This is a genomic window from Blastomonas sp. SL216 (genome assembly GCA_026625625.1).
Classification (GTDB): Bacteria; Pseudomonadota; Alphaproteobacteria; order Sphingomonadales; family Sphingomonadaceae; genus Blastomonas.
Genome location: CP113055.1, coordinates 2012969 through 2035968 on the forward strand (window position 1 = coordinate 2012969; position 23000 = coordinate 2035968).

21 protein-coding genes and 1 tRNA gene are annotated in these 23000 nt (G+C 64.3%); 11 read left to right on the forward strand and 11 right to left on the reverse strand.

The window, feature by feature from the left end; translation table 11 throughout:
- Window positions 1-34 precede the first annotated feature (34 nt).
- The gene (locus tag OU999_09445; protein WAC21995.1) at window positions 35-1855 is read left to right on the forward strand and encodes an ABC-F family ATP-binding cassette domain-containing protein; all 1821 of its coding nucleotides are present in this window, start codon (window positions 35-37) and stop codon (window positions 1853-1855) included.
- 58 nt (window positions 1856-1913) lie between these two features.
- Here OU999_09445 and OU999_09450 read toward each other — a convergent pair whose 3' ends face one another.
- Window positions 1914-2441: a DUF6456 domain-containing protein gene (locus OU999_09450; protein WAC21996.1), complete on the reverse strand. Its 528-nt coding sequence runs from the start codon at window positions 2439-2441 to the stop codon at window positions 1914-1916.
- Window positions 2442-2537: 96 nt separating this feature from the next.
- Here OU999_09450 and OU999_09455 point away from each other — a divergent pair, with 96 nt between their 5' ends.
- Both OU999_09455 and OU999_09460 read left to right on the forward strand, forming a co-directional pair.
- Complete coding sequence (locus OU999_09455; GenBank protein ID WAC21997.1) at window positions 2538-3101, forward strand: helix-turn-helix transcriptional regulator; 564 nt, start codon at window positions 2538-2540, stop codon at window positions 3099-3101.
- A 13-nt stretch (window positions 3102-3114) separates the two neighbouring features.
- The gene (locus tag OU999_09460; protein ID WAC21998.1) at window positions 3115-4278 is read left to right on the forward strand and encodes a glycosyltransferase; all 1164 of its coding nucleotides are present in this window, start codon (window positions 3115-3117) and stop codon (window positions 4276-4278) included.
- On the opposite strand, the gene OU999_09465 is transcribed toward OU999_09460, so the two are convergent.
- Together OU999_09465 and OU999_09470 are read right to left on the reverse strand one after the other, a co-directional pair.
- Entirely contained in the window at window positions 4275-4622 is a 348-nt protein-coding gene (locus OU999_09465; protein ID WAC21999.1) for a PilZ domain-containing protein, read from the reverse strand. The genes OU999_09460 and OU999_09465 overlap by 4 nt on opposite strands.
- A gap of 231 nt (window positions 4623-4853) precedes the next feature.
- Complete coding sequence (locus tag OU999_09470; protein WAC22000.1) at window positions 4854-5141, reverse strand: hypothetical protein; 288 nt, start codon at window positions 5139-5141, stop codon at window positions 4854-4856.
- Between the two features lie 531 nt (window positions 5142-5672).
- Between OU999_09470 and OU999_09475 the strand changes: the two genes are divergently transcribed.
- The gene (locus OU999_09475) at window positions 5673-6662 is read left to right on the forward strand and encodes an aldo/keto reductase (protein ID WAC22001.1); all 990 of its coding nucleotides are present in this window, start codon (window positions 5673-5675) and stop codon (window positions 6660-6662) included.
- A gap of 30 nt (window positions 6663-6692) precedes the next feature.
- Here the strand turns inward: OU999_09475 and OU999_09480 are convergent.
- Window positions 6693-6769: transfer RNA gene (locus OU999_09480), tRNA-Pro, on the reverse strand.
- A 280-nt stretch (window positions 6770-7049) separates the two neighbouring features.
- Here OU999_09480 and yajC point away from each other — a divergent pair.
- The 4 genes from yajC to OU999_09500 all read left to right on the forward strand — a co-directional run bounded on the left by yajC (window position 7050) and on the right by OU999_09500 (window position 10463).
- Window positions 7050-7304: a preprotein translocase subunit YajC gene (yajC, locus tag OU999_09485; GenBank protein WAC25398.1), complete on the forward strand. Its 255-nt coding sequence runs from the start codon at window positions 7050-7052 to the stop codon at window positions 7302-7304.
- Between the two features lie 132 nt (window positions 7305-7436).
- Complete coding sequence (gene secD, locus OU999_09490; GenBank protein ID WAC22002.1) at window positions 7437-9041, forward strand: protein translocase subunit SecD; 1605 nt, start codon at window positions 7437-7439, stop codon at window positions 9039-9041.
- A gap of 15 nt (window positions 9042-9056) precedes the next feature.
- Entirely contained in the window at window positions 9057-10043 is a 987-nt protein-coding gene (gene secF / locus OU999_09495) for a protein translocase subunit SecF (GenBank protein ID WAC22003.1), read from the forward strand.
- Window positions 10044-10070: 27 nt separating this feature from the next.
- The gene (locus OU999_09500; protein WAC22004.1) at window positions 10071-10463 is read left to right on the forward strand and encodes an Mth938-like domain-containing protein; all 393 of its coding nucleotides are present in this window, start codon (window positions 10071-10073) and stop codon (window positions 10461-10463) included.
- A gap of 103 nt (window positions 10464-10566) precedes the next feature.
- On the opposite strand, the gene OU999_09505 is transcribed toward OU999_09500, so the two are convergent.
- Window positions 10567-11514, reverse strand: coding sequence for a DUF3137 domain-containing protein (locus OU999_09505; GenBank protein WAC22005.1), 948 nt, complete (start codon window positions 11512-11514; stop codon window positions 10567-10569).
- A 59-nt stretch (window positions 11515-11573) separates the two neighbouring features.
- Here OU999_09505 and OU999_09510 point away from each other — a divergent pair, with 59 nt between their 5' ends.
- Together OU999_09510 and OU999_09515 are read left to right on the forward strand one after the other, a co-directional pair.
- Window positions 11574-12131 (forward strand): LemA family protein, encoded by a 558-nt coding sequence (locus OU999_09510; protein WAC22006.1) that lies wholly within the window; start codon window positions 11574-11576, stop codon window positions 12129-12131.
- A gap of 78 nt (window positions 12132-12209) precedes the next feature.
- The gene (locus tag OU999_09515) at window positions 12210-13022 is read left to right on the forward strand and encodes a formate/nitrite transporter family protein (protein ID WAC22007.1); all 813 of its coding nucleotides are present in this window, start codon (window positions 12210-12212) and stop codon (window positions 13020-13022) included.
- A 30-nt stretch (window positions 13023-13052) separates the two neighbouring features.
- On the opposite strand, the gene OU999_09520 is transcribed toward OU999_09515, so the two are convergent.
- From OU999_09520 to OU999_09530, 3 genes are all read right to left on the reverse strand, one after another.
- Window positions 13053-13823, reverse strand: a complete 771-nt coding sequence (locus OU999_09520) for a sulfite exporter TauE/SafE family protein (GenBank protein ID WAC22008.1) — start codon at window positions 13821-13823, stop codon at window positions 13053-13055.
- 37 nt (window positions 13824-13860) lie between these two features.
- Window positions 13861-16350: a TonB-dependent receptor gene (locus OU999_09525; GenBank protein WAC22009.1), complete on the reverse strand. Its 2490-nt coding sequence runs from the start codon at window positions 16348-16350 to the stop codon at window positions 13861-13863.
- A 143-nt stretch (window positions 16351-16493) separates the two neighbouring features.
- Window positions 16494-16655, reverse strand: coding sequence for a YezD family protein (locus tag OU999_09530; GenBank protein ID WAC22010.1), 162 nt, complete (start codon window positions 16653-16655; stop codon window positions 16494-16496).
- Window positions 16656-16936: 281 nt separating this feature from the next.
- Between OU999_09530 and OU999_09535 the strand changes: the two genes are divergently transcribed.
- Window positions 16937-17938: a DUF4118 domain-containing protein gene (locus tag OU999_09535; protein ID WAC22011.1), complete on the forward strand. Its 1002-nt coding sequence runs from the start codon at window positions 16937-16939 to the stop codon at window positions 17936-17938.
- Window positions 17939-17956: 18 nt separating this feature from the next.
- Here the strand turns inward: OU999_09535 and OU999_09540 are convergent, their stop codons facing one another.
- From OU999_09540 to OU999_09550, 3 genes are all read right to left on the reverse strand, one after another.
- The gene (locus OU999_09540; protein ID WAC22012.1) at window positions 17957-18400 is read right to left on the reverse strand and encodes an Rrf2 family transcriptional regulator; all 444 of its coding nucleotides are present in this window, start codon (window positions 18398-18400) and stop codon (window positions 17957-17959) included.
- Between the two features lie 78 nt (window positions 18401-18478).
- Window positions 18479-20998: a PBP1A family penicillin-binding protein gene (locus tag OU999_09545; protein ID WAC22013.1), complete on the reverse strand. Its 2520-nt coding sequence runs from the start codon at window positions 20996-20998 to the stop codon at window positions 18479-18481.
- Between the two features lie 198 nt (window positions 20999-21196).
- Window positions 21197-22456 (reverse strand): N-acetylmuramoyl-L-alanine amidase, encoded by a 1260-nt coding sequence (locus tag OU999_09550; GenBank protein WAC22014.1) that lies wholly within the window; start codon window positions 22454-22456, stop codon window positions 21197-21199.
- Between the last annotated feature and the right edge of the window lie 544 nt (window positions 22457-23000).

The window sequence follows — 23000 nt, forward strand, 5'->3', positions numbered from 1 at the left end:
TGCGCCCCGCCGCGCCCCCGCCTAAGTGGCAGCCATGTCCACTCCCCCCGTCCTTTCCTATGAAGACCTTGGCCTTGTCCAGGGCACCGGCTGGCTGTTCCGCGATATCAACCTGCATATCGGGCCGCGCGATCGGCTGGCGCTGATCGGGCGCAACGGCGCTGGCAAGACGACGATGCTGCGGCTGATCGCGGGCGATATCGACGCGGATCGCGGACGGCGCACGGTGCAGCCGGGTGCCCGCGTGGTGATGCTGGCGCAGGATCCGGACTTCAAGGGCTATGCGACGTTGAACGACTGGGCACTGGCGGGCGACGATGCACCGCCCGCGCACGAGGTGGCCGCGATTGCCGACCAGATCGGCATCGACCTGTCGCGTGATGCCCAGACCGCCAGCGGCGGCGAGCGGCGTCGTGCTGCGATCTGCCGGGCGCTCGCCAGCGAGCCCGATGTGCTGCTGCTCGACGAGCCGACCAACCATCTCGATCTTGCCGCCATCGACTGGCTGGAAAGCTGGCTCGGCCGGTTCAACGGCGCCTTCGTCGTGATCAGCCACGACCGTACGTTCCTGGAACGGCTGACCCGCCAGACCTTGTGGCTCGATCGCGGCAATCTGCGCCGGCAGGAGATCGGCTTTGGCGGCTATGAGGCCTGGATGGAGCAGGTCTATGCCGAAGAGGCGCGCGCTGCCGAAAAGCTGGATGCCAAGCTGAAGATCGAGGCGCACTGGCTGGAACGCGGCGTCACCGCCCGGCGCAAGCGCAACCAGGGCCGCCTTGCCAAATTGTGGGACATGCGCGCCCAGCGTGCAGCGATGCTGGGGCCGCAGGGCACCGCCAAGCTGGAGGCGGTGAGCGACAACAGCAAGACCAAGTCGGTGATCGTCGCCGACCGCGTGTTCAAGACCTTTGGCGAGGATGAGGCGAAGCGCACGATCATCAAGGACTTCTCGCTGCGCGTCCAGCGCGGCGACCGCATCGGCATCGTGGGGTCGAACGGCGCGGGCAAGACCACACTGATCCGGCTGCTGACCGGCGAACTGGAACCCGACAGCGGCACCATCACGCTCGCCAAGACGCTCGACGGCGTCATCATCGACCAGCAACGCAAGCTGATGCAGCCCGAAAAGCGCGTGCGCGATGTGCTGGCCGAGGGCGGCGACTGGATCGACGTGCGCGGCGTGCGCAAGCATATCCAGGGCTATCTGAAGGAATTCCTGTTCGATCCTGGCCTGGTCGAGGCGCGGGTCGGTACGCTATCAGGCGGCGAACGCTCGCGGCTGCTGCTGGCGCGCGAGTTCGCCCGAGCGAGCAACCTGCTGGTACTCGACGAGCCGACCAACGATCTCGATCTCGAAACGCTCGATCTGCTGCAGGAGGTCATCGCCGATTACGATGGCACCGTGCTGATCGTCAGCCATGATCGCGACTTTCTGGACCGCACCGTCACCGTGACCCTGGGGCTGGACGGCAGCGGCACGGTGGATGTCGTGGCCGGCGGCTATGCCGATTGGGAGAAACAGCGCAAGCAGCGCATGGCGAACTGGGTGAAATCCGGCGCGTCCAAGGCCGCGGCTGCTGCCGCCGCAGCGGCTGCACCGCCCCCGCCCAAGCCGCAGCGCGCCAAGCTCAGCTACAAGGACCAGCGCGACTATGACAGCTTGCCCGAGCGGATCGAGGCGATCGAAGCTGCGATTGCGCGGGACGAGGCCGCGCTGTCCGACCCTGCGCTCTACACCCGCGACCCGGCCAGGTTCGCCGCTTTGACCCAGGCGATCGAAAAGGCCCGCGAGGAAAAGGACGCTGCCGAAATGCGCTGGCTGGAGCTGGCCGAGCAGGTCGAGGCCATGGGCTGACCCTGGCCGCGCCGCACAAGTTGGCACAAGCGCGGGGCGTGGAGACTTCAAAGGCCTGTCAGCCTGGCAGGCGGTAGTAATCGGCCAATCGGTCGAGCGCGAGGCGGAGCACGAGCCTGCCCGAGCGCACCGGCCAGCCCAGTGCCTTTTCGGCCATCGGCATCGCCTCGCCCGAGCAGATGACGCGCCAGGCGATATCGTTGAGGTCGCGGCCCAGCGCGGTCATCGCCGCATCGAAGCGCTGGCGCGCCGCGGTCTGGCGTTCGGTCGGCTCGAGATGATCGTCGCTGCCGCGCCGCGCACCGCTGCGGGGAGCAGCATCCCAGCGCATGGTAAGCGAGGGCGCAAGATTGGCGCGCTCCCAGTCGGCGCGCAGCTTTTCACCGGCATCGAACTGCCGCTGGTCGATCAGCCCGCGCGCCAGCAGCCAGCCGAGCGGCGATTCCCCCAGATTGACCGTAACCGAACGGGCGGGGCGCCGCGCGCCATCCACCCGCCTGCCCGGGGTTTCGCCTTCCATCACCCGTTCCGCCAGCAGCCTGCCCGCCTCTGCCCGGATGCTGCCTGTCGCCTGTCGTCCTGCCATGTCCTGATCCCCATTGGTTCACCTGATCAAACAGGCTTGCCACAGGCGTTGGAATGTAGGAAAGGTGTTTATCCATATAGGTTAGGATCGCATCTCATGATCAACCGTATCCGCGATGTCCGCCGTGCCCGCAACCTGACGCTGGAAGAGGTGGCGCAGCGCTGCGAGCCGCCCACCACCGCGCAGACTATCGGCCGGCTGGAAACCGGAACGCGTACGCTCTCGCTCGACTGGCTGAACCGCATCGCTGCCGCGCTCGAGGTCGAAAGCAGCGCGCTGGTGAGCAGCTCGGCCGCCGCCGACCTGCCTGTCGCAGCGTTGCTGGCCCCCGATGGCGCGCGCGCGCCGACCCGGGCCGAACGCGCCCTTCCCCCTGCAGCGGCGGACAATCTGATCGCGCTGCGCGTCACTGGCAGCATCGGCGAGTATCGCAGCGGCGACGTGCTGTGGCTGCGGCGGATCGAGCAGGCCGATCTGGCGAGCGCGCTCAACCGCGACGTGCTGGTCCCGCGCCCTGCCGGTCGCTTTGTCTTCGGGCGGCTGATCGCGCGCGAGGAAGGACGGATGCAGATCCTGCCGCCGGGTGCAGGCACCCGCCAGCAGGTGGTGAACGATCCGCCCTGGCTGGCAGTGGCAGAAACGTTAATCCGCCCGCTGTAGAAGCAGCGGCTCCATGCGCATCCTTACCCTCGCCACCCTGTTCCCCAATGCCGCTCGGCCGAATTTCGGCATTTTCGTCGAGCGCCAGACGGCCGCGATTGCCGCACGCGAGGGTATCGACATCACCGTCATCAGCCCGCAGGCGCTGCCACCCTGGCCGCTGTCACGCCATGCGCGCTACCGGGCGCTGGGCGCTCTTCCCGTGCACGAGAATTGGCATGGGCTCAGCGTCTACCGGCCTCGCTTCGTGCACATTCCCGGCATCGGCGGGCACTGGCAACCGCAGCTGATGGTCCGCGCGATCTGGGCGCTGGTCGAGCGGCTGCACCGCGAGCGGCCGTTCGACCTGATCGATGCGGAATTCTTCTATCCCGACGGCCCGGCGGCGCGCATTCTGGCGCAGCGGCTGGGGATTCCCTTTTCGGTCAAGGCGCGCGGGGCGGACATCCACCATTGGGGCCATGCCGAAAAGACGCGGGCGCAGGTGCTGGAAGCAGGGCGCGATGCCGCAGGCCTGCTCGCCGTGTCGGCAGCACTCAAGCAGGATATGGTGGCGCTGGGCATGGCCGCCGAGAAGATCACCGTCCACTATACTGGCTGCGACCAGGCGCGCTTCAGGCCGCAATCCGGCGATGCGCTTCGCGCCGAGCACGGCATTACCGGCCCGATGCTGATCACGGTCGGCGCGCTGATCGCGCGCAAGCGGCAGCATCTGGTGATCGAGGCGCTGACCGAACTGCCCGGCACCACGCTGGTGCTGGCAGGCCAGGGAGAGGAAGAGCCGCGCTATCGTGCGCTCGCCACCAGGCTGGGGGTTGCCGATCGCGTCCTGTTTGCAGGTTCGGTGCCGCATGACGATCTGCCGCGCTGGCTGGCTGCCGCCGATGCGATGGTGCTGCCCTCACGCTCCGAAGGGCTGGCCAATGCCTGGGTCGAATCGCTCGCCTGCGGCACGCCGATCGTGATCTGCGATGCCGGCGGTGCGGGTGAACTGCTCACCGATCCGGTGGCGGGGCGGATAGCTGAGCCCGATCCGGCGAGCCTTGCGTCCGCGATCCGCGAGGTTCTGGCATCCGGCGCACAGCCCGAGCAGGTGCGCGCCACGGTCTCCCACTTCACCTGGCAGCGCAATGCCGACGAACTGCACCGGCATTTTGAGCGGATTGTCGCGGGTTAGCGCTGGTCCTGCTGCTGACGCAGCGTGCGGATGATGCGATTGCAGATGGTCGGGCTCAGCGCTTCGGCAAAATGGCAGCCCATAAGCTTGCCCTCTGCCCAGACGATCTCGCCCTGGATCGGATCGACGCCCTCGATGGTCAAGGTGATCGGCGCGGGCATCCGCAGCGGCTGGTCGGTTTCAAAGCGGCAGCCGGTGATCGACAGGTTGGTCAGCGTGACGGTGCAATGACGCCGGCCCTGATCGACCAGCTCCGCCTCGATATTGACGTTGATGCGGATGGCATAGCGACGGTCCGTCGCCGGCTGGCTCGCCGCATGCCGATTGCCTGTCCACGCTGCCATCTGCGCTCTCCGGAACCTCCTGCCGACCGCAAAGCTACCGTTCGGGGGAAAACGGCGCGGGGTTCGGCTGGCGCTGCTTGTAACGCAAAGTGCCTAAGCGAGCGTAAACATTGGTGAAGATCAGGTGACCGCCGCTCGCGCAGGGCGAAGACGCAAAAACGCCCGGTAACCCCAAAGGGCTACCGGGCGTCTCTGAAACTTTGCCTTATTCAGGCGAAGTGAAGCCTAGGCTTACTTCTTTTCTTCAGCCGGAGCAGCGGCAGCGTCAGCGGCCGGAGCAGCGGCTTCGGCGCCAGCAGCGGCACCAGCTTCAGCACCGGCTTCGGCGCCAGCTTCTGCACCGGCTTCCATGCCAGCTTCAGCGCCTTCAGCGGCCGGAGCTTCCATGGCTTCTTCAGCGGGAGCTTCGGTGGTGGCTTCTTCGGCGGGGGCTTCTTCAGCCTTTTCCGGCGAGCAAGCGGCGAGAGCCAGAACGCCAGCGACGGCGAAAACCGGGCTCAGCTTGAAAATGGACTTCATGGTACTTTTCCCCTTCGTTGCGGAAACAAGAGCCCGCGTTGTATCGACACCCTAGGGACTCTGGCAAGATATATTTCTTGCACTGGCGCAGGAAGGACACGCCGCGATGGCCCGACCCCTTTCCCCCGCACCCTTGGGAACCGTGCATATAGCCGGTTTGTGGGGGGTGGAAAAGAGGATAAAATATTGACAGCGCAGGTGTCTTTTTCGGGAACGGAAGCCTGGCTGACGAATGTCCAGCAGGCCCTTGCATGACCCCGCCCCAGCTGGGGTTCAACCACTCGGCTCATCATGAAACCCGTTTGTTATCTGTATATTAACCGCGTGGCGTAGCAGCATTTCAAACAGGCGCAGCATGCGATTGGGCCTGCTTGGGCCCGTGTGCTGCGCAGCCAGACAGGGCCCGCAAGGTGTGGCGCGGGACAGCCGGAGCGGTGCAGCCGAATCATCGGCTTGACCCGCCCTCGCCATCTGTGCGAGCGCGGCGCAAACGGCGGCACCGGCCGCGCCTCAACCAGGAAGGCACCTCCCGTGACCACACGCACGATCAACTCCCGCCCCGTCCGCCCGATCGGCCTTGGCTGCATGTCGCTGAGCTGGGGCTATGGCACCCTGCCCCCGCGCGAGACCGCGACCGCGCTGCTCCACCGCGCGCTCGACCTGGGCTATGACCATCTCGACACCGCCAATATCTATGGCCTGGGCCATAACGAGACGCTGATCGGCGAAGCGCTGAAGGGGCGGCGCAGCGAGTTCTTCCTGGCGACCAAGATGGGAATCGTCATCGAGGGCGAAAAGCGCGGCGTCAGCTGCCGCCCCGAAGCGATCCGCCGCTGCATCGATGAATCGCTCACCCGGCTGCAGACCGACCATGTCGACCTTTATTATATGCACCGCCGCGACCGCGATGTTCCGATCGAGGAATCGGTCGGCGCAATGGCGGACCTGATCAAGGCGGGCAAGATCGGCAGCATCGGCCTGTCCGAGATGTCGGCCGAGACCTTGCGCCGTGCCGCCAGGGAACACCCCATCGCGGCGATGCAGACCGAATATTCGCCCTGGACGCGCGAACCGGAAATCGCGGTGCTGGAAGCCTGTGCAGAGCTGGGCACGACCTTTGTCGCCTTCTCCCCTGTTGCGCGCGGTGTCCTGGCCAATGGCGTGCAGGACGTCGAGACGCTGACCGACAAGGATCTGCGCCGCGGCATGCCACGCTTCAATGCAGACAACTGGCCGACAAACCGAACGCTGGCCGACCGGTTCTGCGCCATCGCTGCCGAGTTTGAGGTCACACCCGCGCAGCTTTCGCTCGCATGGGTACTGTCGCGCGGCGAGCATGTCGTCGCCATCCCCGGCACCGCATCGATTGCGCATCTGGAAGAGAATTTCGCCCGGGCCGACTGGACCATCCCCGCCGACGCCGCAGCGCGCATCGACGAGCTGATCAACGAACGCACCGTCAGCGGCCCGCGCTACAGCGACGCGATGCAGCGTACGATCGATACCGAACAATTTGCGTAAAATCTGCGCGCGGCGATTGCGGCGATAAATTGGTCGGGACGAGAGGATTCGAACCTCCGACCCCCACACCCCCAGTGTGATGCGCTACCAGGCTGCGCTACGTCCCGACCGTGGCCTTGCCGCGCCTGCGGCAAAAGCGAAGCGCGCCTATATGGCGATGCGACGCGGTTGGCAACCCCGTGATGCACAAGAACGCGCAGGTGATCGCCAATTGCCTTGCGCTGCCGATAATGATAGGCGCGCGCATCGCTGCGACCGGCTGTTTATCGGCCTGACGCTCACTTTTTCCATTCAGACATCCGGATATTACAGCCCATGGACTCGACACTCCTGCTCGCACTGGCCGCCGCCGCTCCCGGCGCTGCACCGGCCTGGACCCAGCTTTTGATGTTCGTGCCGCTGCTGCTGATCTTCTATTTCCTCATCATCCGCCCGCAGCAGCGCCAGATGAAGGCGCACAAGGCCAAGATCGATGCGGTCAAGCGCGGCGATCAGGTGATTACCGGCGGCGGTCTGGTCGGCAAGGTGACCAAGGTCGATGACGCCTATGTCGAAATCGATCTGGGCGGCGCCAAGGTGCGTGCGGTCAAGGCCACGCTGAGCGATGTCATCCAGCCCGGCGGCGCGCCTGCCAACGATTGAGCCGCGGCCCAATCTGCCTGCCGCCTTGCCGCCTGTCCCGCGCATGAATATATGGCGCGCACATCCGGCCCGCGCTCGCTGGACACGGCAGCACGCCGCATCTGAGCCAGCACTGCCAAGGAAGCGATAAGAATGTTAGATTTTCCGCGCTGGAAAACGATCTCCATCAGCCTGTTGCTCGCCTTTGGCGTGTTGATGGCGATCCCCAGCCTGCTGCCCGTAGGCGCAGCCAAATATTATCCGTCCTTCCTGCCGCAGGAAAAGATCAACCTGGGCCTCGACCTGTCCGGGGGCAGCCACATCCTGCTCGAAGGCGATCCCAAGGATGTCGCCGCGCAGCGCTTGCAGAACATGGAAGAGACCGTGCGCGCCGCGATGCGCAACGCCAAGCCGCGTATCGGCATCGGCGATATCTCGCGCGAAGGCGGCAAGCTCTCCTTTCTGGTGCGTGATGTCGGCCAGGTGGATGCCGCGCGCGAAGTGATCCTGCCGCTGACGTCCGGCGCGGGACTGACCGGCCAGCGTGACTGGAATATCGAAGTCCGCGACACCAGCCGCATCGTGCTGACGCCGACCGAGGCCGGCCTGACCGAGGCGCTCGACCAGGCAATGGAAACCGCGACCGAAGTGGTGCGCAAGCGCATCGACGAAATGGGCACGCGCGAGCCGACCATCATCCGCCAGGGCGACAACCGCATCGTGGTGCAGGTGCCCGGCCTCGACGACCCCGAAGCGCTGAAGGACCTGCTGGGCCAGACCGCCGAGCTGGAGTTCAAGCTGGTCGATCAGACCGCCAGCCCCGAAGATATCGCCGCCGGCCGTGCGCCAGTGGGTAGCGAGATCGTGCCCTACCCCACCAACCCCGCTGGCGGCACGCCGATTGCGGTGCGGCGGCTGGGCGGCATTCGCGGCGACAAGCTGACCAATGCGCAGGCGAGCTTCGACCCGCAGACCAACGAGCCGGTCGTGTCGATCACCTTCGACCGCGACGGCGGTGCGCGCTTTGCGCGGCTGACGCAGGAGAATGTCAACAAGCCTTTCGCCATCATCCTCGACGGTGAAGTGCTGTCCGCCCCCAATATCAACGAGCCGATCCTGGGCGGTTCCGCCCAGATTTCGGGCAGCTTCACCACCGAAAGCGCCAACCAGCTCGCCATCGCGCTGCGATCGGGCGCGCTGCCGGTGGAACTGAAGGTGGTCGAGGAACGCTCGGTCGGGCCGGACCTGGGCGCAGAATCGGTGCAGCTCGGCCTGCTGGCGGGCGGGATCAGCACCTTGGCGGTGCTGGTGCTGATGGCGGTGACTTATGGCCGCTTTGGCATCTACGCCAATATCGCGCTCATCCTCAACGTGTTCATGATCCTGGGCATCATGGCGCTGATGAATGCCACGCTGACACTGCCGGGCATTGCCGGTTTCGTGCTGACCATCGGCGCGGCGGTGGATGCCAACGTGCTGATCAACGAGCGCATCCGCGAGGAACGCAAGAACGGCAGGCGCATCATCCAGGCGATCGAGGTCGGCTATACCGAAGCTTCGCGCGCGATTTTCGATGCGAACATCACCAATGTCATTGCTGCGGTGCTGCTGTTCCTGTTCGGATCCGGTCCGGTGCGCGGCTTTGCCGTGGTGCTGATGATCGGCATCGTCACATCGGTATGGACCGCCGTCTATGTCACGCGCATGCTCGTGGCGCTGTGGCTCAAGCGCGCACGTCCGCGCGAACTGCACATTTAAGGAAGGCTTGATCCCATGAAGCTCCTCAAGCTTGTTCCCGACAACACGAATTTCCGCTTCCTGCGCTGGCGCAAGCTGGCGATGACGATCAGCATGCTGTCGATCGTGGCTTCTTTCGTGCTGGTCGGCGTGCGCGGCCTGAACCTGGGCGTCGATTTCGTCGGCGGCCAGATGATCCAGGTGACGTTCGACAAGGTGGCGGAGGCCCCGGTGGCCGATCTGCGCGACGATATCGAGGCGCTGAACCTCGGCGAATCGACCATCCAGCGCTTTGGCCAGCCCAATCAGGTTTCGGTCCGCATGCGCCTTTCGGGCGACAATGTGGATGAGGTCAACGCCGTCACCAAGCGCGTGACGACGATGATCACCAAGGAATATGCCGCCCAGGGTGCGCGGATCGACGGGGTTGATTCGGTCTCCGGCAAGGTGTCCGAAGAGCTGCTGACCACCGGCGTCTATTCGCTGGTGTTCGCGATGCTGGCGATTGCGGTGTATATCTGGTTCCGCTTCGAATGGCAGTTCGGCGTCGCGGCGCTGTTCGCGCTGTTTCACGACGTTGCATTGACCTTCGGCTTTTTCGCGCTGACCCAGCTCGAGTTCAACCTGAACATCATCGCCGCGCTGCTGACCATCATCGGCTATTCGCTGAACGACACCATCGTCGTGTTCGACCGCGTGCGCGAAAATCTGCGCAAGTACCGCAAGATGGACATGATTGCGCTGCTTGACCTGTCGACCAACGAAACGCTGTCGCGCACGGTGATGACCTCGCTGACCATGCTGGTGGCGCTGCTGGTGCTGCTGTTCATCGGCCCGGGCGTGATCTTCGGCTTCACTGCGGCGATGACGCTGGGCCTGTTCGTCGGCTGCTATTCGTCGATCTATATGGCCAACCCCATCCTCGTCTGGCTGGGCGTGGGGCCGCACAGCTTCGTTCCGCAGCAGAGCGAAGCGGACAAGGCCGAAGCCAAGCTGAAGGAAGGCATGGGCGGCCAGCCCTGATCGGCTGACCCCCGGATCGTCTTCGACATGGCCGAATTCAATCAGGATCCACGCGCCTCAGGGCCAGTCATCACCGGCTTTACCGCGAATGGGTTCAAGCTGGATGGCGACAATCTGGGCCCGCGCCGGGTGGATTCGCACCTGGTGCTGACCCCGGTTTCGGCCATGCCCTGGGATGCGCCGACGATTGGCGCGCTGGATATCACCGCGATGGCACAGGTGCTGGCGCTCGATCCGCAACCCGAATTCATGCTGCTGGGGACCGGGCCTGGCCTGGTCCATCCGCCCCGCGCCTTCATCCGCGCGATGGAAGAGCGCGGCATCGGCGTCGAGGTGATGGACAGCCGCGCCGCCGCCCGCGCCTGGGGCATATTGCGATCCGAAGAACGCTGGATCGCGGCGGCGATCATGGGGTTGTGACCGCCCCATAACTACCAAAGCCGTTCTCCGGCGAAAGCGGGAGTCCAGGAGTCAGATCAGCGCAATCTCGCTCTGGGCTCCGGCTTTCGCCGGAGAACAGTAATCAGGACGTACCGGTCCCCTCGCGCCGCCGCTCGTTCAGGCTGGCGATCATCTCGGCCAGCGCGCGGAACTGATCGATCGTCCGGCCCAGCAATTCGCGGTCCTTTTCGGGGTTCAGCGAGGCGCTTTCGAACAGGTCCTCGCTATCCACCACCACCACGACATCGCCCTTATGGAACAGCGCCTTCAGGCTCTTGCCCTGGAACCGCTCTTCCAGCGCCACCAGCCGTTCGGCATAGGCCGGGTGCACCAGATAGCGCGCCTCGACCTGATCGCTGCCATAGACATCGAAGGTCTTTTCAAAGCGCGGATCGACCATCTTCACCCGGTCCAGCTTCATGCCGTTCCTGGTCAGGCTGTCGCCAAACAGGGCCAGGCGCATCTTCTGCCGCTCGACCAGCGTCACCCCGTGAAATTCGCGCGCAAAGCGGATGGTGAGGATGACTCCGCGAAACACCGTGACATCCCGGCGGTCCTTGCCCGATCCGCGCCGCTCGATCAGCGTCGCCTCGTACAAGCAGAAGCGCGTGCCGCCGAGTTCGCCTTCCCACAGGTCCTCGCAGGTCTTGCGGGTATAGCCGGGCAGCAGATCATAGGCATAAGCCAGGTTGAATTCATCGCCGAAGCGCGCCGCCGGATCGAAGCTGATCCCCAAGGTGCGGGCCAGCGCACCGTTCATTTCGCGCTTCAGGCTGCTCACCATGTTCTGGCGGATGATCCCGCCCAGGGTGAAGCCGATCGCGACGATGCCCAGGCCAGCATAGCCCAGCGCCTGCCAGACGAACCCTTCGCCGCCAAAGCACAACAGCAGCGGCGCCCCCAGCACCAGCCCGCCGATCCAGCGCTGCCACGCCTTGCGCTTGGCTTCCTGGCGCGCCTCGGCCTGGCCCTGAAGCCACCGGCCCAGATCGCCTGCCAGCAGTGTGTCGACATCGGGTATTGTGATCACCGGCATTCCCCCACCCCAGCGCGCGTGATAATGCTAGGCCTTACAGAGGGGGACTGTCTATGGAATGGATCATACTCGTCATCGTCATCGTCGTGCTGCTGGCGGTGATCATGATCTATAACCGGCTGGTGGCGCTGCGGGCGAACTGCCGCCAGGGCTGGGCGGATATCGATGCGGGCCTGCGCCAGCGGCACGACCTGATCCCCAATCTGGTGAGCACCGTCCAGGGCTATGCCGCGCATGAAAAGAGCGCGCTGGAGGCGGTGATTGCGGCGCGCGGCAATGCGCTTGCCGCGCGCGGTCCGGCCGAGGCCCAGGGCGCGGAAATGGCGCTGGGCGGCGCGCTCAAGAACCTGTTCGCGCTGGCAGAGGCCTATCCCGACCTCAAGGCCAACACCAATTTCCAGACGCTGCAGCACGAGCTGGCCGATGTCGAGGACAAGCTCGCCGCCGCGCGCCGCGCGTATAATGCCGCCAGCGCCGACTATAATACCGGCATCGAATCCTTCCCCGCCGTGCTGTTTGCAGGCGCGCTGGGCTTCAAGCCGCAGGGCTTCTGGGAACTGGGCGGCGACGAGCGCGCGACCGTTGGCGCAGCGCCCAAGGTCAGCTTCTGAGCCGACGGTGGCGACCAACCGCAACGAACCCTCCCCCAGCGCGTTGGACAGCGATACGCGCGTTCAAACGGGGGGCATATGGCACGACAAAGCAGGCGAAAGACAAGCGAGCCCGCGCTCGATGATCTGGCCGATGTCACCACCGCGCTGATCTATCGCGCGATCAGCCGGTCGGGCCGACATGAGCTCGCGCGCTCGTTTTCCGCCCTGTGGTGGTCTGGCGTCGGCGCAGGGCTGGCGATCAGCCTGTCCATCCTGTGCAAGGGGCTGTTGACCGCGCTGCTGCCCGATACCGCCTGGGCCCCGGCGGTCACCAACCTGGGCTATTCGGTCGGCTTTCTGGTCGTCATCATGGGCCGGATGCAGCTGTTCACCGAGAATACCGTCACGCCGATCCTGCCGTTGCTGGCCTATCCTTCCGCATCGCGGCTGGCCCAGACCGCGCGGCTATGGGGCATCGTCTTTGCTGCCAACATGACCGGCTGCCTGATGGCGGCCGTGCTGATGGTCCATGCCGGGATCATCCCCCCGCTGCAGATGGAAGGCGTGGTCACCGTGTCGCGCCATTATGCTGAGGTGGCACCGCTCGACCACCTGCTCTGGGGCATGCCCGCCGGCTTCATGATCGCATCGCTGGTCTGGATGCTGCCGCGCATCGAAAGCGCAGGCGAGGTGCTGATGATCATGCTGGTCACCTATATGATCGGCCTGGGCGGTTTCTCGCATGTGGTGGCAGGATCAACCGAACTGTTCATCGTCATGCTGATGGGAGAGATCAGCCCGGTTCAGGCGGTTTTTGGCGGAATCCTGCCCGCTTTGGTGGGCAATGTCATCGGCGGCACGGTGATTTTCGCGGCGCTGGCTTATGCGCAGGTCCGCGAAGAGATCTGAGCGCACCGCCTCGACAGGACGCGCCCCGTCTCAGCTGAGCGCCTTGTAGATGCTGTAGATGCTGGTGATGGTCAGCACTGTGCCGACCATGAACAGCAGCACCCGGGGCCTGACGTTCTTGGCCAGGATCGCTCCGAACGGCGCGGCCAGCACCCCGCCGATCAGCAGGCCTATCGTGGCGGTGGTAAAGGCCTCGAACCCCATGGTCAGGATGAAGGTGACCGAGATCGACACGGTCAGGAAGAATTCGGATGCGCTTACCGTGCCGATGGTCTTGCGCGGTTCGCCGCCCTGGATCAGCAGGTTGGAGGTTACGACCGGACCCCATCCGCCGCCGCCTGCAGCATCCAGGAACCCGCCTGCCGCGCCCAATGGCGCAACAATGCGCGGGTCTTCGAAGCGCGGCGTCGGGAAACGCCAGGCGCGGTAGAGCAGCACCAGCCCGATACCGGCCAGATAGGCCATCACCAGCGGCCTGGCGACGCCGGCATCGATATTGGCCAGCACATAGGCGCCCAATATCCCGCCCGCGACCCCCGGCAGCACCAGCTTGGTAAACAGCCCCCAGTCGATATTGCGATGCCAGGCATGGCTGAGGCCCGATGCGCCGGTCGTGAACACTTCTGCCAGATGCACTCCGGCCGAAGCCTGGGCCGGTGGCACGCCGAGCACGGAGACCAGCAGCGTGCTGGATATGACGCCGAACGCCATGCCCAGCGCGCCATCGACCATCTGCGCCGCAAACCCGACCAGCAGATAGGGCCACAGATCGGCAAAGTTCAGTATTGCAAGGTCCGGCACGTGCGGTCCCTTCTTCTGGAGGAAAGTTCAACCACCCTCAAAACCGCGCCGAGACCGTGAGGCCGGCGGTGCGGGGATCGGGCATTTGTGCAGAGATAAGGCCAGTGTTGCCGGGGGTGACCGCCAGCGATTCGAAATAGTCTTCGTCAAATGCGTTGCGGATCCACACGAAGACATCGAAGCTGTCGATGCGGAATCCGGCGCGGACATTGTGGAGCGCATAGGCATCGATATCGGTGTAGATCGACCGCGAGGCGTTTGACGAGAATTTTGAGCGGAAATTGGCGTCATAGCCAGCATAGGCATTGCCCTCGAGCCCGAACACCGTCGCCGGAACGTTATACTCCGCGCCCCAGGAAAAGGCCCATTTGGACACGCCCGGCAGCCACTGGCCGGAAACATCGCAATTGGCCGGGCTCAGCGCGCCGGGCGTGGCTGCAGGCCCCGGCACCTGCGTGCCGGTGACCGTGGTGCCGCCGGCCAGTTCGGGCGGGCAAGGCGCATCGACGAAGCGGACGAAACTGGCATCGGTGAACGCCCCGCTGACATAGGCGGTGAACCGGTCCGAAGGCTGCACGCGGAAATCCGCCTCGACGCCGCGGCTGCGCACCTTGTCGGCATTGGCGAGATAGCCGCGCAGCACGTTGCTGCCGCTAATATTGCTGATCACGCTGGCCTGGAAATCCTGAATGTTGGTCCAGAACGCTGCCAGGTTCAGGGTTGCCTTGTTGTCCCAGAACTTGGTCTTCAGTCCGATTTCGAAATGATCGACCTTTTCCGGCTTGATGACCGCGACTTCCAGCGCGGCCGAGCCATCGGCGCGGCTGGGCACGCCGTTCAGGTTGACGCCCCCGGTCTTGAACGAACGCGCATAGGTCGCATAGGCGTTCACGTCCGGGCTGATCTCGTACCCCAGATTGAGGTCGTACGAGAGGTTCCAGTCGCTGAAATCCACCTCGAAGAATTGCGAGGCCTGCACGCCGCGCTGCGCCGCGATCCAGGGATCGTTGAAGAACGGGCTGGTCGGCACGTTGCTGACGATCTGCCGGGTGCCGTTGGAGGCGTTGCCGGTGACCACCGAGTCGTACTGGCCCTCCTTCTTGTCGTAGTTGATGCGGATGCCGGGCGAAACCGTGAACCGGTCGGTGACCTTCCAGTTCAGCTTACCGAAGGCCGCCAGGCTGACATTGTCGAGCCGGATGTCGTTGTTCGCGACCACCCCGTTAAGCACAGCCGGATTGTTCGACAGCGCGCTGGTCGGGTTGAGCAGCCAGGCACTCGCCGCCGGGCCCTGCTCCTGGATGCCCTGGGTGCGGATCTCCTGGTAGAAGGCAAAGGCACCGAGCACGAAGTTCAGCCGCTCGGCCTCGTAATTCAGCCGGAATTCCTGGGTGTACTGCTTTTGCTGGGTGGGATTGTTGACCTTGAGGAAGATGGGCAGACCGGTAAAGTCGCGGTCATTGGCCGGGGTCCAGTCCCAATAGCGATAGGCACTGACCGAGGTGATCGAAAATTTGTCGAGATCCCATTCGACCAGGGCCGATACGCCGCCATGTTCGTTGCGCGCGCGGATATTGGCGTCAAGATCGGTGACGCGGTGGAACGGATCGGTGCTGGGCACCCGATAGCCCGGGAAGCGCGCGATCAGCGCGGCATATTGCCGGTTCGCCGCGCGCTGGGTGGTGCCGACACGGGCATAGATCTGCACGCAGCAGATCGGATCCTGGATGTTGTAATCGCCCGACAGGGTGACCTTGAAGCTGTCGCTCGGCTGCCACAGCAGCGCGCCGCGAATGCCCAGATTGTCCAGGCTGTTGACGTTCTGACCGGTCTTCACGTTGAGTATAGTGCCGCGCCGATCGGTCGAGGACTGGCTCAGCCGCGCCGCGAGGGTGTTCGAGATCGGGCCGGAAATCGTCGCCTTGGCCTGCTTGAAATCGTAATTGCCGACGCTCAGTTCCGCACGGCTTTCAAAGGTGAAGCTTGGCGCGCGCGTCCGGATGTTGATCGCCCCTGCGGTGGTGTTCTTGCCGTACAGCGTGCCCTGCGGTCCGCGCAGCACCTCCACCTGTTCGATATCGACAAAGTCGAGCGTCGCAGACGCGATGCGGTTGTAATAGACCTGGTCGATATAGATGCCGACGCCCTGTTCGAAGCCATCGTTTGTCAGGCCGAACGGCGCGCCGATACCGCGGATGTTGATGAGGGTGTTGCGCGGATTGGTCGAATAGAATTGCAGCGCGGGCTGGATCTGGGTGAGCCGGCTGATGTTGAACAGGCCTTGCGAATCGACCTGCGCCGCATCGATGACGGACAGCGCGATCGGCACGTCCTGAATGTCTTCGTCGCGGCGGCGGGCGGTCACGATGATCACATTGTCACCCTGATCATCGGCAGCATCGGCCTGAGCGGCGGAATCGGCCTGAACGGCATCGCCATCGGTGTCGGCTGCCTGCGCCTGGAAGGGAAAGGCGAGCGCAAAGGCCAGCGCGGCAAGCGATGCGCGCGCGGGAACGGAAATGGACATTTGGAAAGACCCCCGGATATGGAAGTGCTTCCGGATGTCCGGTCGGCACGCAACGTGTTGGGCAGCATGGAAAAACGCTCAAAAAAATGCCGGTCCGGTTTGGCCGGTCCCGGCAATCAGAGGGATAGGCGAACGGTGCGCGCTCAGCTGAAACGCTGGCGCTCGGTCACGTCCATCTGCACCAGCTTGCCGTCGTGCACGGTCAGCACGATGGCACCATAACGCAGGCGCGAAATGGCATCGGAGATGGTGGAAAACGGAAGCGGCGCGCGGAGCGCTGCATTCTCGGGCTTGGCAGGAGGCATCGGCTTACTCCTTGAAGGAAACTGGTGCGGACCGGCTGCATGCAGCATGGCCCGCAAGAGGAAAGCTATTCTCTACCAATCCAGTTGGCAACATAGTTTTTCTTGCCCCCCTACCTCGCAGGACGAAACGCCCCGCAGCATCGCCCAAGCGCAAGACGCTTCCTGAATTGGAGCATTTGCAGCGCTGGTGACCCTTGCCCCGCCATTATCCGGCTTCTAAACAGAAAGACTGTGCCAGCCGGTCGGGTTTGTCCGCCCTAGCCTGCGTGACGAGAGTGACGATGGATCGATTGTTAAGGGCTGGCAGCAAGTTTCGCAGCGACTGGCGGCTGGGCTATGGCCTGTCTCTCGCATCGTTCGCGATCGCGCTTGTCTCGCGCTTCCAGCTTCAAGGCACGCTGCCGCCGGGCTTCCCGTACCTTACCTTCTTCCCCGCCGTGATCGTCACCACCTTCCTCGCCGGATTGTGGCCGGGCGTGCTGTGCGCGGTGCTGTCCGGGCTGGCGGCGCTCTATTTCTTCATCCCGCCGTTCAACAGCTTTGCCATGGATGGATCGAGCACGATCGCCATCGGCTTCTACATCTTCATCGTCACCGTCGACATTGCTCTGATCCATTTCATGCATCGCGCTGCCGAGCGGCTGGAGGCCAAGAAGCAGGTGACGGAACATCTGTACGATCAGCAGCGCACGATGTTTCAGGAACTGCAGCACCGCGTCGCCAACAATATGACCTTTGTCGCGGCCCTGCTCCACCTGCAGAAGCGCAAGATCACCGCCGATCCGGCCTCGGCCAGTTCCGCTCTCGACGAGGCGCAGAGCCGGATCGAGACGATGTCGCGAATCCACCGGCGGCTCTACGATCCTGCCTCGGTCGACCTGCCGGTCGCGGAATATTTTCAGGAGATCTGTTCCGACCTGCTGCAGGCCACTGGCGCGCGCAACATCGTGTGCCTGGTCGACATGCCGGCGGTGACGCTCGACATCGCGCGGCTGACCACGCTGTCGCTGCTGGTGACGGAACTGGTGACCAACAGCCTGAAACACGCCTTTGCCGATGATGGCGGGACGATCTCGCTGAAGCTGGAGCGGCTGGACCCGGAACGGCTGGCGCTGACGGTGAGCGACAACGGCCGCGGCGTGCCGGAAGGCGTCGACATGGCAGCCAGCAAGGGTCTGGGCACGCGCATCGTCCAATCGCTGGCGTCGCAGCTGGGGGGAGAGGTCCGGGCGCTGACCGGACTGCGCAAGGGCGCGGCCTGGCAGGTGGTGTTCGCGGCCTGAAGCCTGAGCCGTGGCGGCTCAGCCAGCCATCTCGCTGTCGAACGCGCCGACGGGCTCGATCGGATCGGCCAGGGTGATCTCGTCCAGGATGACCGCCGTTTCGTCGCGCACCTTCAGCATCAGCGCACGCAGGCGGCATTCATCCTCCGCCAGGCAGTTCTTGCACTTTTCATAGGCATAGCGGCTAGCACACGGCACCAGCGCCAGCGATCCGCTGGTGATGCGCACGATATCGCCATAGCGGATATCGACCGGGGCAAGGCCAAGCGCGTAACCACCATCCTTGCCGCGCTGCGAATGCACGAGCCCGGCGCGCGCCATTTCCGACAGGATGACCGTCAGGAACTTGGGCGGAATATTCTGGGCGTCGGCGATCTCGTCCAGATGCACCAGCCCCTGGCCGTAATGATCGGCCAGATGCTGCAAGGCGCGGATGGTGTAGCGGACTTTCTGGCTGAGCATGGTCCAATGCCCGATACTCCGACCCGCCCGATTTTTCAACCCGAACGGTAGAGTGAATGTCCTGCCCGGTTTGCGCGCCTAGTAGATGCCGCCCTGTTGCTGCAGGAACTCGCTGTCGCTGCGCGCGCGCGAAGCCGGGCCGGTCCGCTTCTGCACCGCCTTGACCGCTGCTGCCATTTCCTCCTGGCGGATCGAGCGGCGTGGCTCGGTCTCGGGCTTGAACGCTTCCCAGATCACCGCTGCCTTGGCCTCATCGCCGGGCCAGGCACCATAGACGCGGCGACCCGAGCGGCGATCGATGCGCACCATGCGCGTACCCGGAGGGGCCAGAAACTCGCTGACCGGCAGGCTGGGGAAGATTTCCTTGGCGAACTGCTTGAACACCGGCGCGGCCAGGCGGCCACCCTGGGCATAGCCGCCCATGCTGCGCGGCTGGTCAAAGCCCAGATACACGCCCGCCACGACATCGGGCGTGCCGCCGACGAACCACACATTGGTCGGGCCGCTGGTGGTGCCGGTCTTGCCGAACATCGGCCGCTTGAGATCCGCCAGCGTCACCGCAGTACCGCGCGAGATCACGCCTTCCAGCATGTGGACGACCTGATAGCTGGTGATCGGATCGAGGATCTGGCGACCGCGCTGGGCAAAGCGCGGCATCGGCTTGCCATCCCATTTGGGCATGTTGCACCGCTCGCACACGCGCGGATCGGAGCGGAAGATCACCTTGCCGCGACGGTCCTGCACATAATCGATCAGGGTCGGCTTCAATTCGCGGCCATGGTTGACCAGCATCGAATAGGCGTTGGTAATCTTCATCACCGTGGTGTCGCCGGCACCCAGCGCGATCGAGAGGTAGGGCTTGTAATCGCCGATACCGACCGCCTTGATCGTCTTGACGACATTGGTCATGCCCGCATCATTGGCCGCGCGCACCGTCATCAGGTTGCGCGACTGTTCCAGGCCCCAGCGCATCGTCTGGGCCCCTGCCCCTGCCGATCCGCCGAAGTTGCGGAAGCATTTGTTGCCCAGGCTTGCCGACTGATAGACGCAGAAAGTTCCATCGACGATCTGGGTCGCCGGGGTCATGCCATTGTCGAGCGCGGTCGCATAGACAAAGGGCTTGATCGTCGAACCGGGCTGGCGATCGGCCTGGGTGGCGCGGTTGAACGGGCTGATCTGCGAATCGAACCCGCCCTGCATCGCATAGACCCGGCCCGAACGCGGGTTCTGCACCACCATGCCGCCCGAAATCTCGGGCACGTTGCGCAGCGCGTAGCTATCGCCCGACATAGGCGCGACGGCGATAATGTCGCCGGGCTTCATCGAATCATAGGCGGTGCCGCCGACGCGCTTGCGCGGCATGGTCGCGGTCGAGCGCGGCAGCACGCCCTTGTCGCCATTGGCAAATCCGATTTCCGCCGCACTCGCGGACTTGTCGATCACCACCGCAACGCGCCAGTTGTCATAATCGATATCGATATAGGTCGATGCCAGGCGCGAGGCCCATTGGTCGTCCATCTCGATCTTGTTCAGCGGACCGCTCCAGCCGCTGCCACGGTCATAGCGCAGCAGTGCATCGCGCAGCGCCTCGGTGGTGGCGCGCTGCATCGCGGGGTTCAGCGAGGTGCGCACCCAAAGGCCGCCGGCATAAACGCTGTTAGGGCCGTCCTCGCGCTTCTCGCCGAATTTCTCGACGAGCTGGCGGCGGACTTCCTCGACGAAATAGCCGCCGACCTTGTCGAAATTGTCGCCGGTGCGCGGAATGGTGCCCAGCGGCTCGGACTGTGCTGCCAGCATCTGTTCGCGCGTGATCCAACCGTTGGTCTGCATCGCGCCCAGCGCCCAGTTGCGCCGCTCCAGCGCGCGTTCCATGTTGTTTTCGGGCCGGTAGTTGGACGGTGCCTTGGGCAGGATTGCCAGATAGGCCGCCTCGTGCAGCTTCAGATCGGCAACATCCTTGCCGAAATAGGCGCGCGCTGCCGCCTGCACGCCATAGGCGTTGCGGCCCAGGTAAATCTCGTTGAGGTACAGCTCCAGGATTTCCTGCTTGGTCAGCACATCCTCGATGCGATAGGCAAGAATGGCCTCGCGGATCTTGCGGGTGATCGAATATTCGTCGCCCAGCAGCAGGTTCTTGGCGACCTGCTGGGTGATGGTCGATCCGCCGCGTGCACGCTGACCGGAGCCCAGCTTGGTCACGTAATCGAACACCGCCGATGCCAGGCCCGGATAATCCAGGCCGTTGTGCGAGAAGAAATTCTTGTCTTCGGCCGAGAGGAACGCGCGGATCAGCGGCAGCGGATAGTCCTTGTACTGAAGTTGGACGCGGCGTTCGCGCGCATAGCTGTTGACGATCTCGCCATCGACCGCGCGCACCATGGTGGGCAGGTCCGGCTCGTAATCGACCAGCGTTTCCGCAGACGGCAGGTCGCGCGCGAAGATCACCCAGATCAGGAACACGCCGACCAGTGCCAGCCCGAGCAGATAGGCTGCCCAGCGCACCCAGCGCTTCTGCCACGCGTCGCGCAGGGCCACGCCTGCCCCGTTACCGCCGCGCCTGATACTATAGGCGGAACTGCCGCTTTCACCCTCGCTCATGGCTGGGCGGTTAGCACAGGATTCCTGAATATGGCCAGAGCGGATTGGCGGCGGTTGCGATAGTTGACATCGGCCGGTCGGACCACGCCTTTCGTTTCCGTCACCCCCGTGCAGGCGGGGGTCCCGCTATTGAAGCAGAGGTCTGCGACGGAGCGGGATTCCCGCTTTCGCGGGAAAGACGGGGAACTGCGTCCGGAATTAACGGGAAGCCAGCTTGCGGGCGAAGAACACCGTAACCGCCTGGCTCACCGATTCCGCAATGCGCCTGCGATAGCCGGCAGAGTTGAGCAGCGCGATATCATCGGCGTTGCTGACATAGCCCGTTTCAAGCAGCACCGACGGCACGTCGGGTGCCTTGAGCACCATCAGCGAGGCGAAGCGGTGGGAATCGCTGCGGAAGTTCATCTTCGCATCGCCCTCGCGGCGGAGCAACCGCGCAAAGTCAGCCGAAAGGTTCATCGTCTCGCGCTGCGTCAGATCGATCAGGATCGACGACACATCGGACGGCGCATCGGCCAGGTTCACCCCGTTGAGGATGTCCGCCTTGTTCTCGCGCGCGGCAAGCCTGGCGGCCTCACGGTCGGATGCGACCTCGGACAGCGTGTAGATCGTTGCGCCGCGCGCGGTCTGCGAGGCTGCGGCATCGGCATGAACCGAGATGAACAGGTCCGCGCCCAGGCGGCGCGCAATGCCATAGCGTTCCTGCAGCACCAGAAAGGTATCGCTGTCGCGGGTCAGTGCGACCCGCACGCGCCCGGTCTTGAGCAGTTCATCGCGAATGGCGCGCGCGACCTGCAGCGTCACCTTGCTCTCGCGCGTGCCGTCATGCGGGCTAATGGCGCCCGGATCATGCCCGCCATGGCCGGCATCGATGACCACCAGCGGCCGGGTGTCGTCCTTGGGACCCTCTATCCTGGGAAGCGGCGGCGCCTTGCTGGCCTTGGGCAACGGAATGCGCACGCTGTAGCGGCGCGGCGGCGGCTCTGCCCGGAAATTCGCCGGCGGCACGAACGACTGGCGCGGCGCATTGAGCACCCCGGTCAGTTCGGACGAGCCCAGTTCCTTCACGGAAAGCGTCAGGCTGCGTCCATCTTCGGAAAAGGTGCCGGCACTGACCATTGCGGGCCGATCAAGATCGAGCACCACGCGCGCGGTGTCACTATCGAACTGTGCCATGCGGACATTGCGGAACAGGCCGGACTGGGTGAGCGCATTGGAGCGCGCCGTGGCCCCCTTGATGTCGATCGCGATCCGGTCAGGTCCGCTCAGGACGAAGCTGCTGGCGCTGTCGATTACGTCATTGAAGTGCAGCACCACCTGATTGGCGCGGATTTCGACATTCGACACCTCCCCCGCCTGGGCGGGTGCGGCGCATGCCACCGACACGCAGAGGGAAGATAGCCACAGCATGGCCGTATTATGCCCCCGGCGCGAATGTCCGGTCCAGTCCAATTTCATGATTCCCGGATTCCTGCCTGATCACTTGATGAAGGCAGGATTAGGGTTAAGCGGGAAAAACCCTGTGAAACGACCTGGTTAACAGGAATTTCAGCATGAATTGCCGAATTGGGGTTCAGGACAAGGGGACATGCGGCAACGCTGTTGCGCCGCCTGCCTGATGAATAACGGCAGGCGAAAGCGCGGATTGAGCTTTTTGTTGCTGTATTGCGTCAGCGATGCTAGCAAAGCTTTGCGGCTCATTGGCTTAACCGGCCATCGCCCGTACTCACAGACAGCATTGCGGCCCCAATTGCCGCGATTGCCGTATCACCAGGTTGACGCTTTATGGGTTTGAATACCGCCTTTTCCGCCACCCCGCTTCCGGGCGGTTGGCTGCGGAAAAGCGACGCGGCCAGTGCGCTTGACGCCCTGCGAACCTGTACAGCAGACACAATCCATCTTGAACAAACCCGTTTGCGCACCGCCCCCATTATCCGGGGTGGCAGCGCTACAGCAAACAGAAGCGCAGCGACCCGGCCGGTTCCGCCCGGTGCGCGCGCAC

Bases quoted from the DNA above. Each gene is read 5' to 3' on its own strand.
- OU999_09445 (WAC21995.1), top strand. From the start codon at position 35: ATGTCCACTCCCCCCGTCCTTTCCTATGAAGACCTTGGCCTTGTCCAG.
- OU999_09450 (WAC21996.1), bottom strand. From the start codon at position 2,441: ATGGCAGGACGACAGGCGACAGGCAGCATCCGGGCAGAGGCGGGCAGG.
- OU999_09455 (WAC21997.1), top strand. From the start codon at position 2,538: ATGATCAACCGTATCCGCGATGTCCGCCGTGCCCGCAACCTGACGCTG.
- OU999_09460 (WAC21998.1), top strand. From the start codon at position 3,115: ATGCGCATCCTTACCCTCGCCACCCTGTTCCCCAATGCCGCTCGGCCG.
- OU999_09465 (WAC21999.1), bottom strand. From the start codon at position 4,622: ATGGCAGCGTGGACAGGCAATCGGCATGCGGCGAGCCAGCCGGCGACG.
- OU999_09470 (WAC22000.1), bottom strand. From the start codon at position 5,141: ATGAAGTCCATTTTCAAGCTGAGCCCGGTTTTCGCCGTCGCTGGCGTT.
- yajC (WAC25398.1), top strand. From the start codon at position 7,050: ATGTTCGTGCCGCTGCTGCTGATCTTCTATTTCCTCATCATCCGCCCG.
- secD (WAC22002.1), top strand. From the start codon at position 7,437: ATGTTAGATTTTCCGCGCTGGAAAACGATCTCCATCAGCCTGTTGCTC.
- secF (WAC22003.1), top strand. From the start codon at position 9,057: ATGAAGCTCCTCAAGCTTGTTCCCGACAACACGAATTTCCGCTTCCTG.
- OU999_09500 (WAC22004.1), top strand. From the start codon at position 10,071: ATGGCCGAATTCAATCAGGATCCACGCGCCTCAGGGCCAGTCATCACC.
- OU999_09510 (WAC22006.1), top strand. From the start codon at position 11,574: ATGGAATGGATCATACTCGTCATCGTCATCGTCGTGCTGCTGGCGGTG.
- OU999_09515 (WAC22007.1), top strand. From the start codon at position 12,210: ATGGCACGACAAAGCAGGCGAAAGACAAGCGAGCCCGCGCTCGATGAT.
- OU999_09525 (WAC22009.1), bottom strand. From the start codon at position 16,350: ATGTCCATTTCCGTTCCCGCGCGCGCATCGCTTGCCGCGCTGGCCTTT.
- OU999_09530 (WAC22010.1), bottom strand. From the start codon at position 16,655: ATGCCTCCTGCCAAGCCCGAGAATGCAGCGCTCCGCGCGCCGCTTCCG.
- OU999_09535 (WAC22011.1), top strand. From the start codon at position 16,937: ATGGATCGATTGTTAAGGGCTGGCAGCAAGTTTCGCAGCGACTGGCGG.
- OU999_09540 (WAC22012.1), bottom strand. From the start codon at position 18,400: ATGCTCAGCCAGAAAGTCCGCTACACCATCCGCGCCTTGCAGCATCTG.
- OU999_09545 (WAC22013.1), bottom strand. From the start codon at position 20,998: ATGAGCGAGGGTGAAAGCGGCAGTTCCGCCTATAGTATCAGGCGCGGC.
- OU999_09550 (WAC22014.1), bottom strand. From the start codon at position 22,456: ATGAAATTGGACTGGACCGGACATTCGCGCCGGGGGCATAATACGGCC.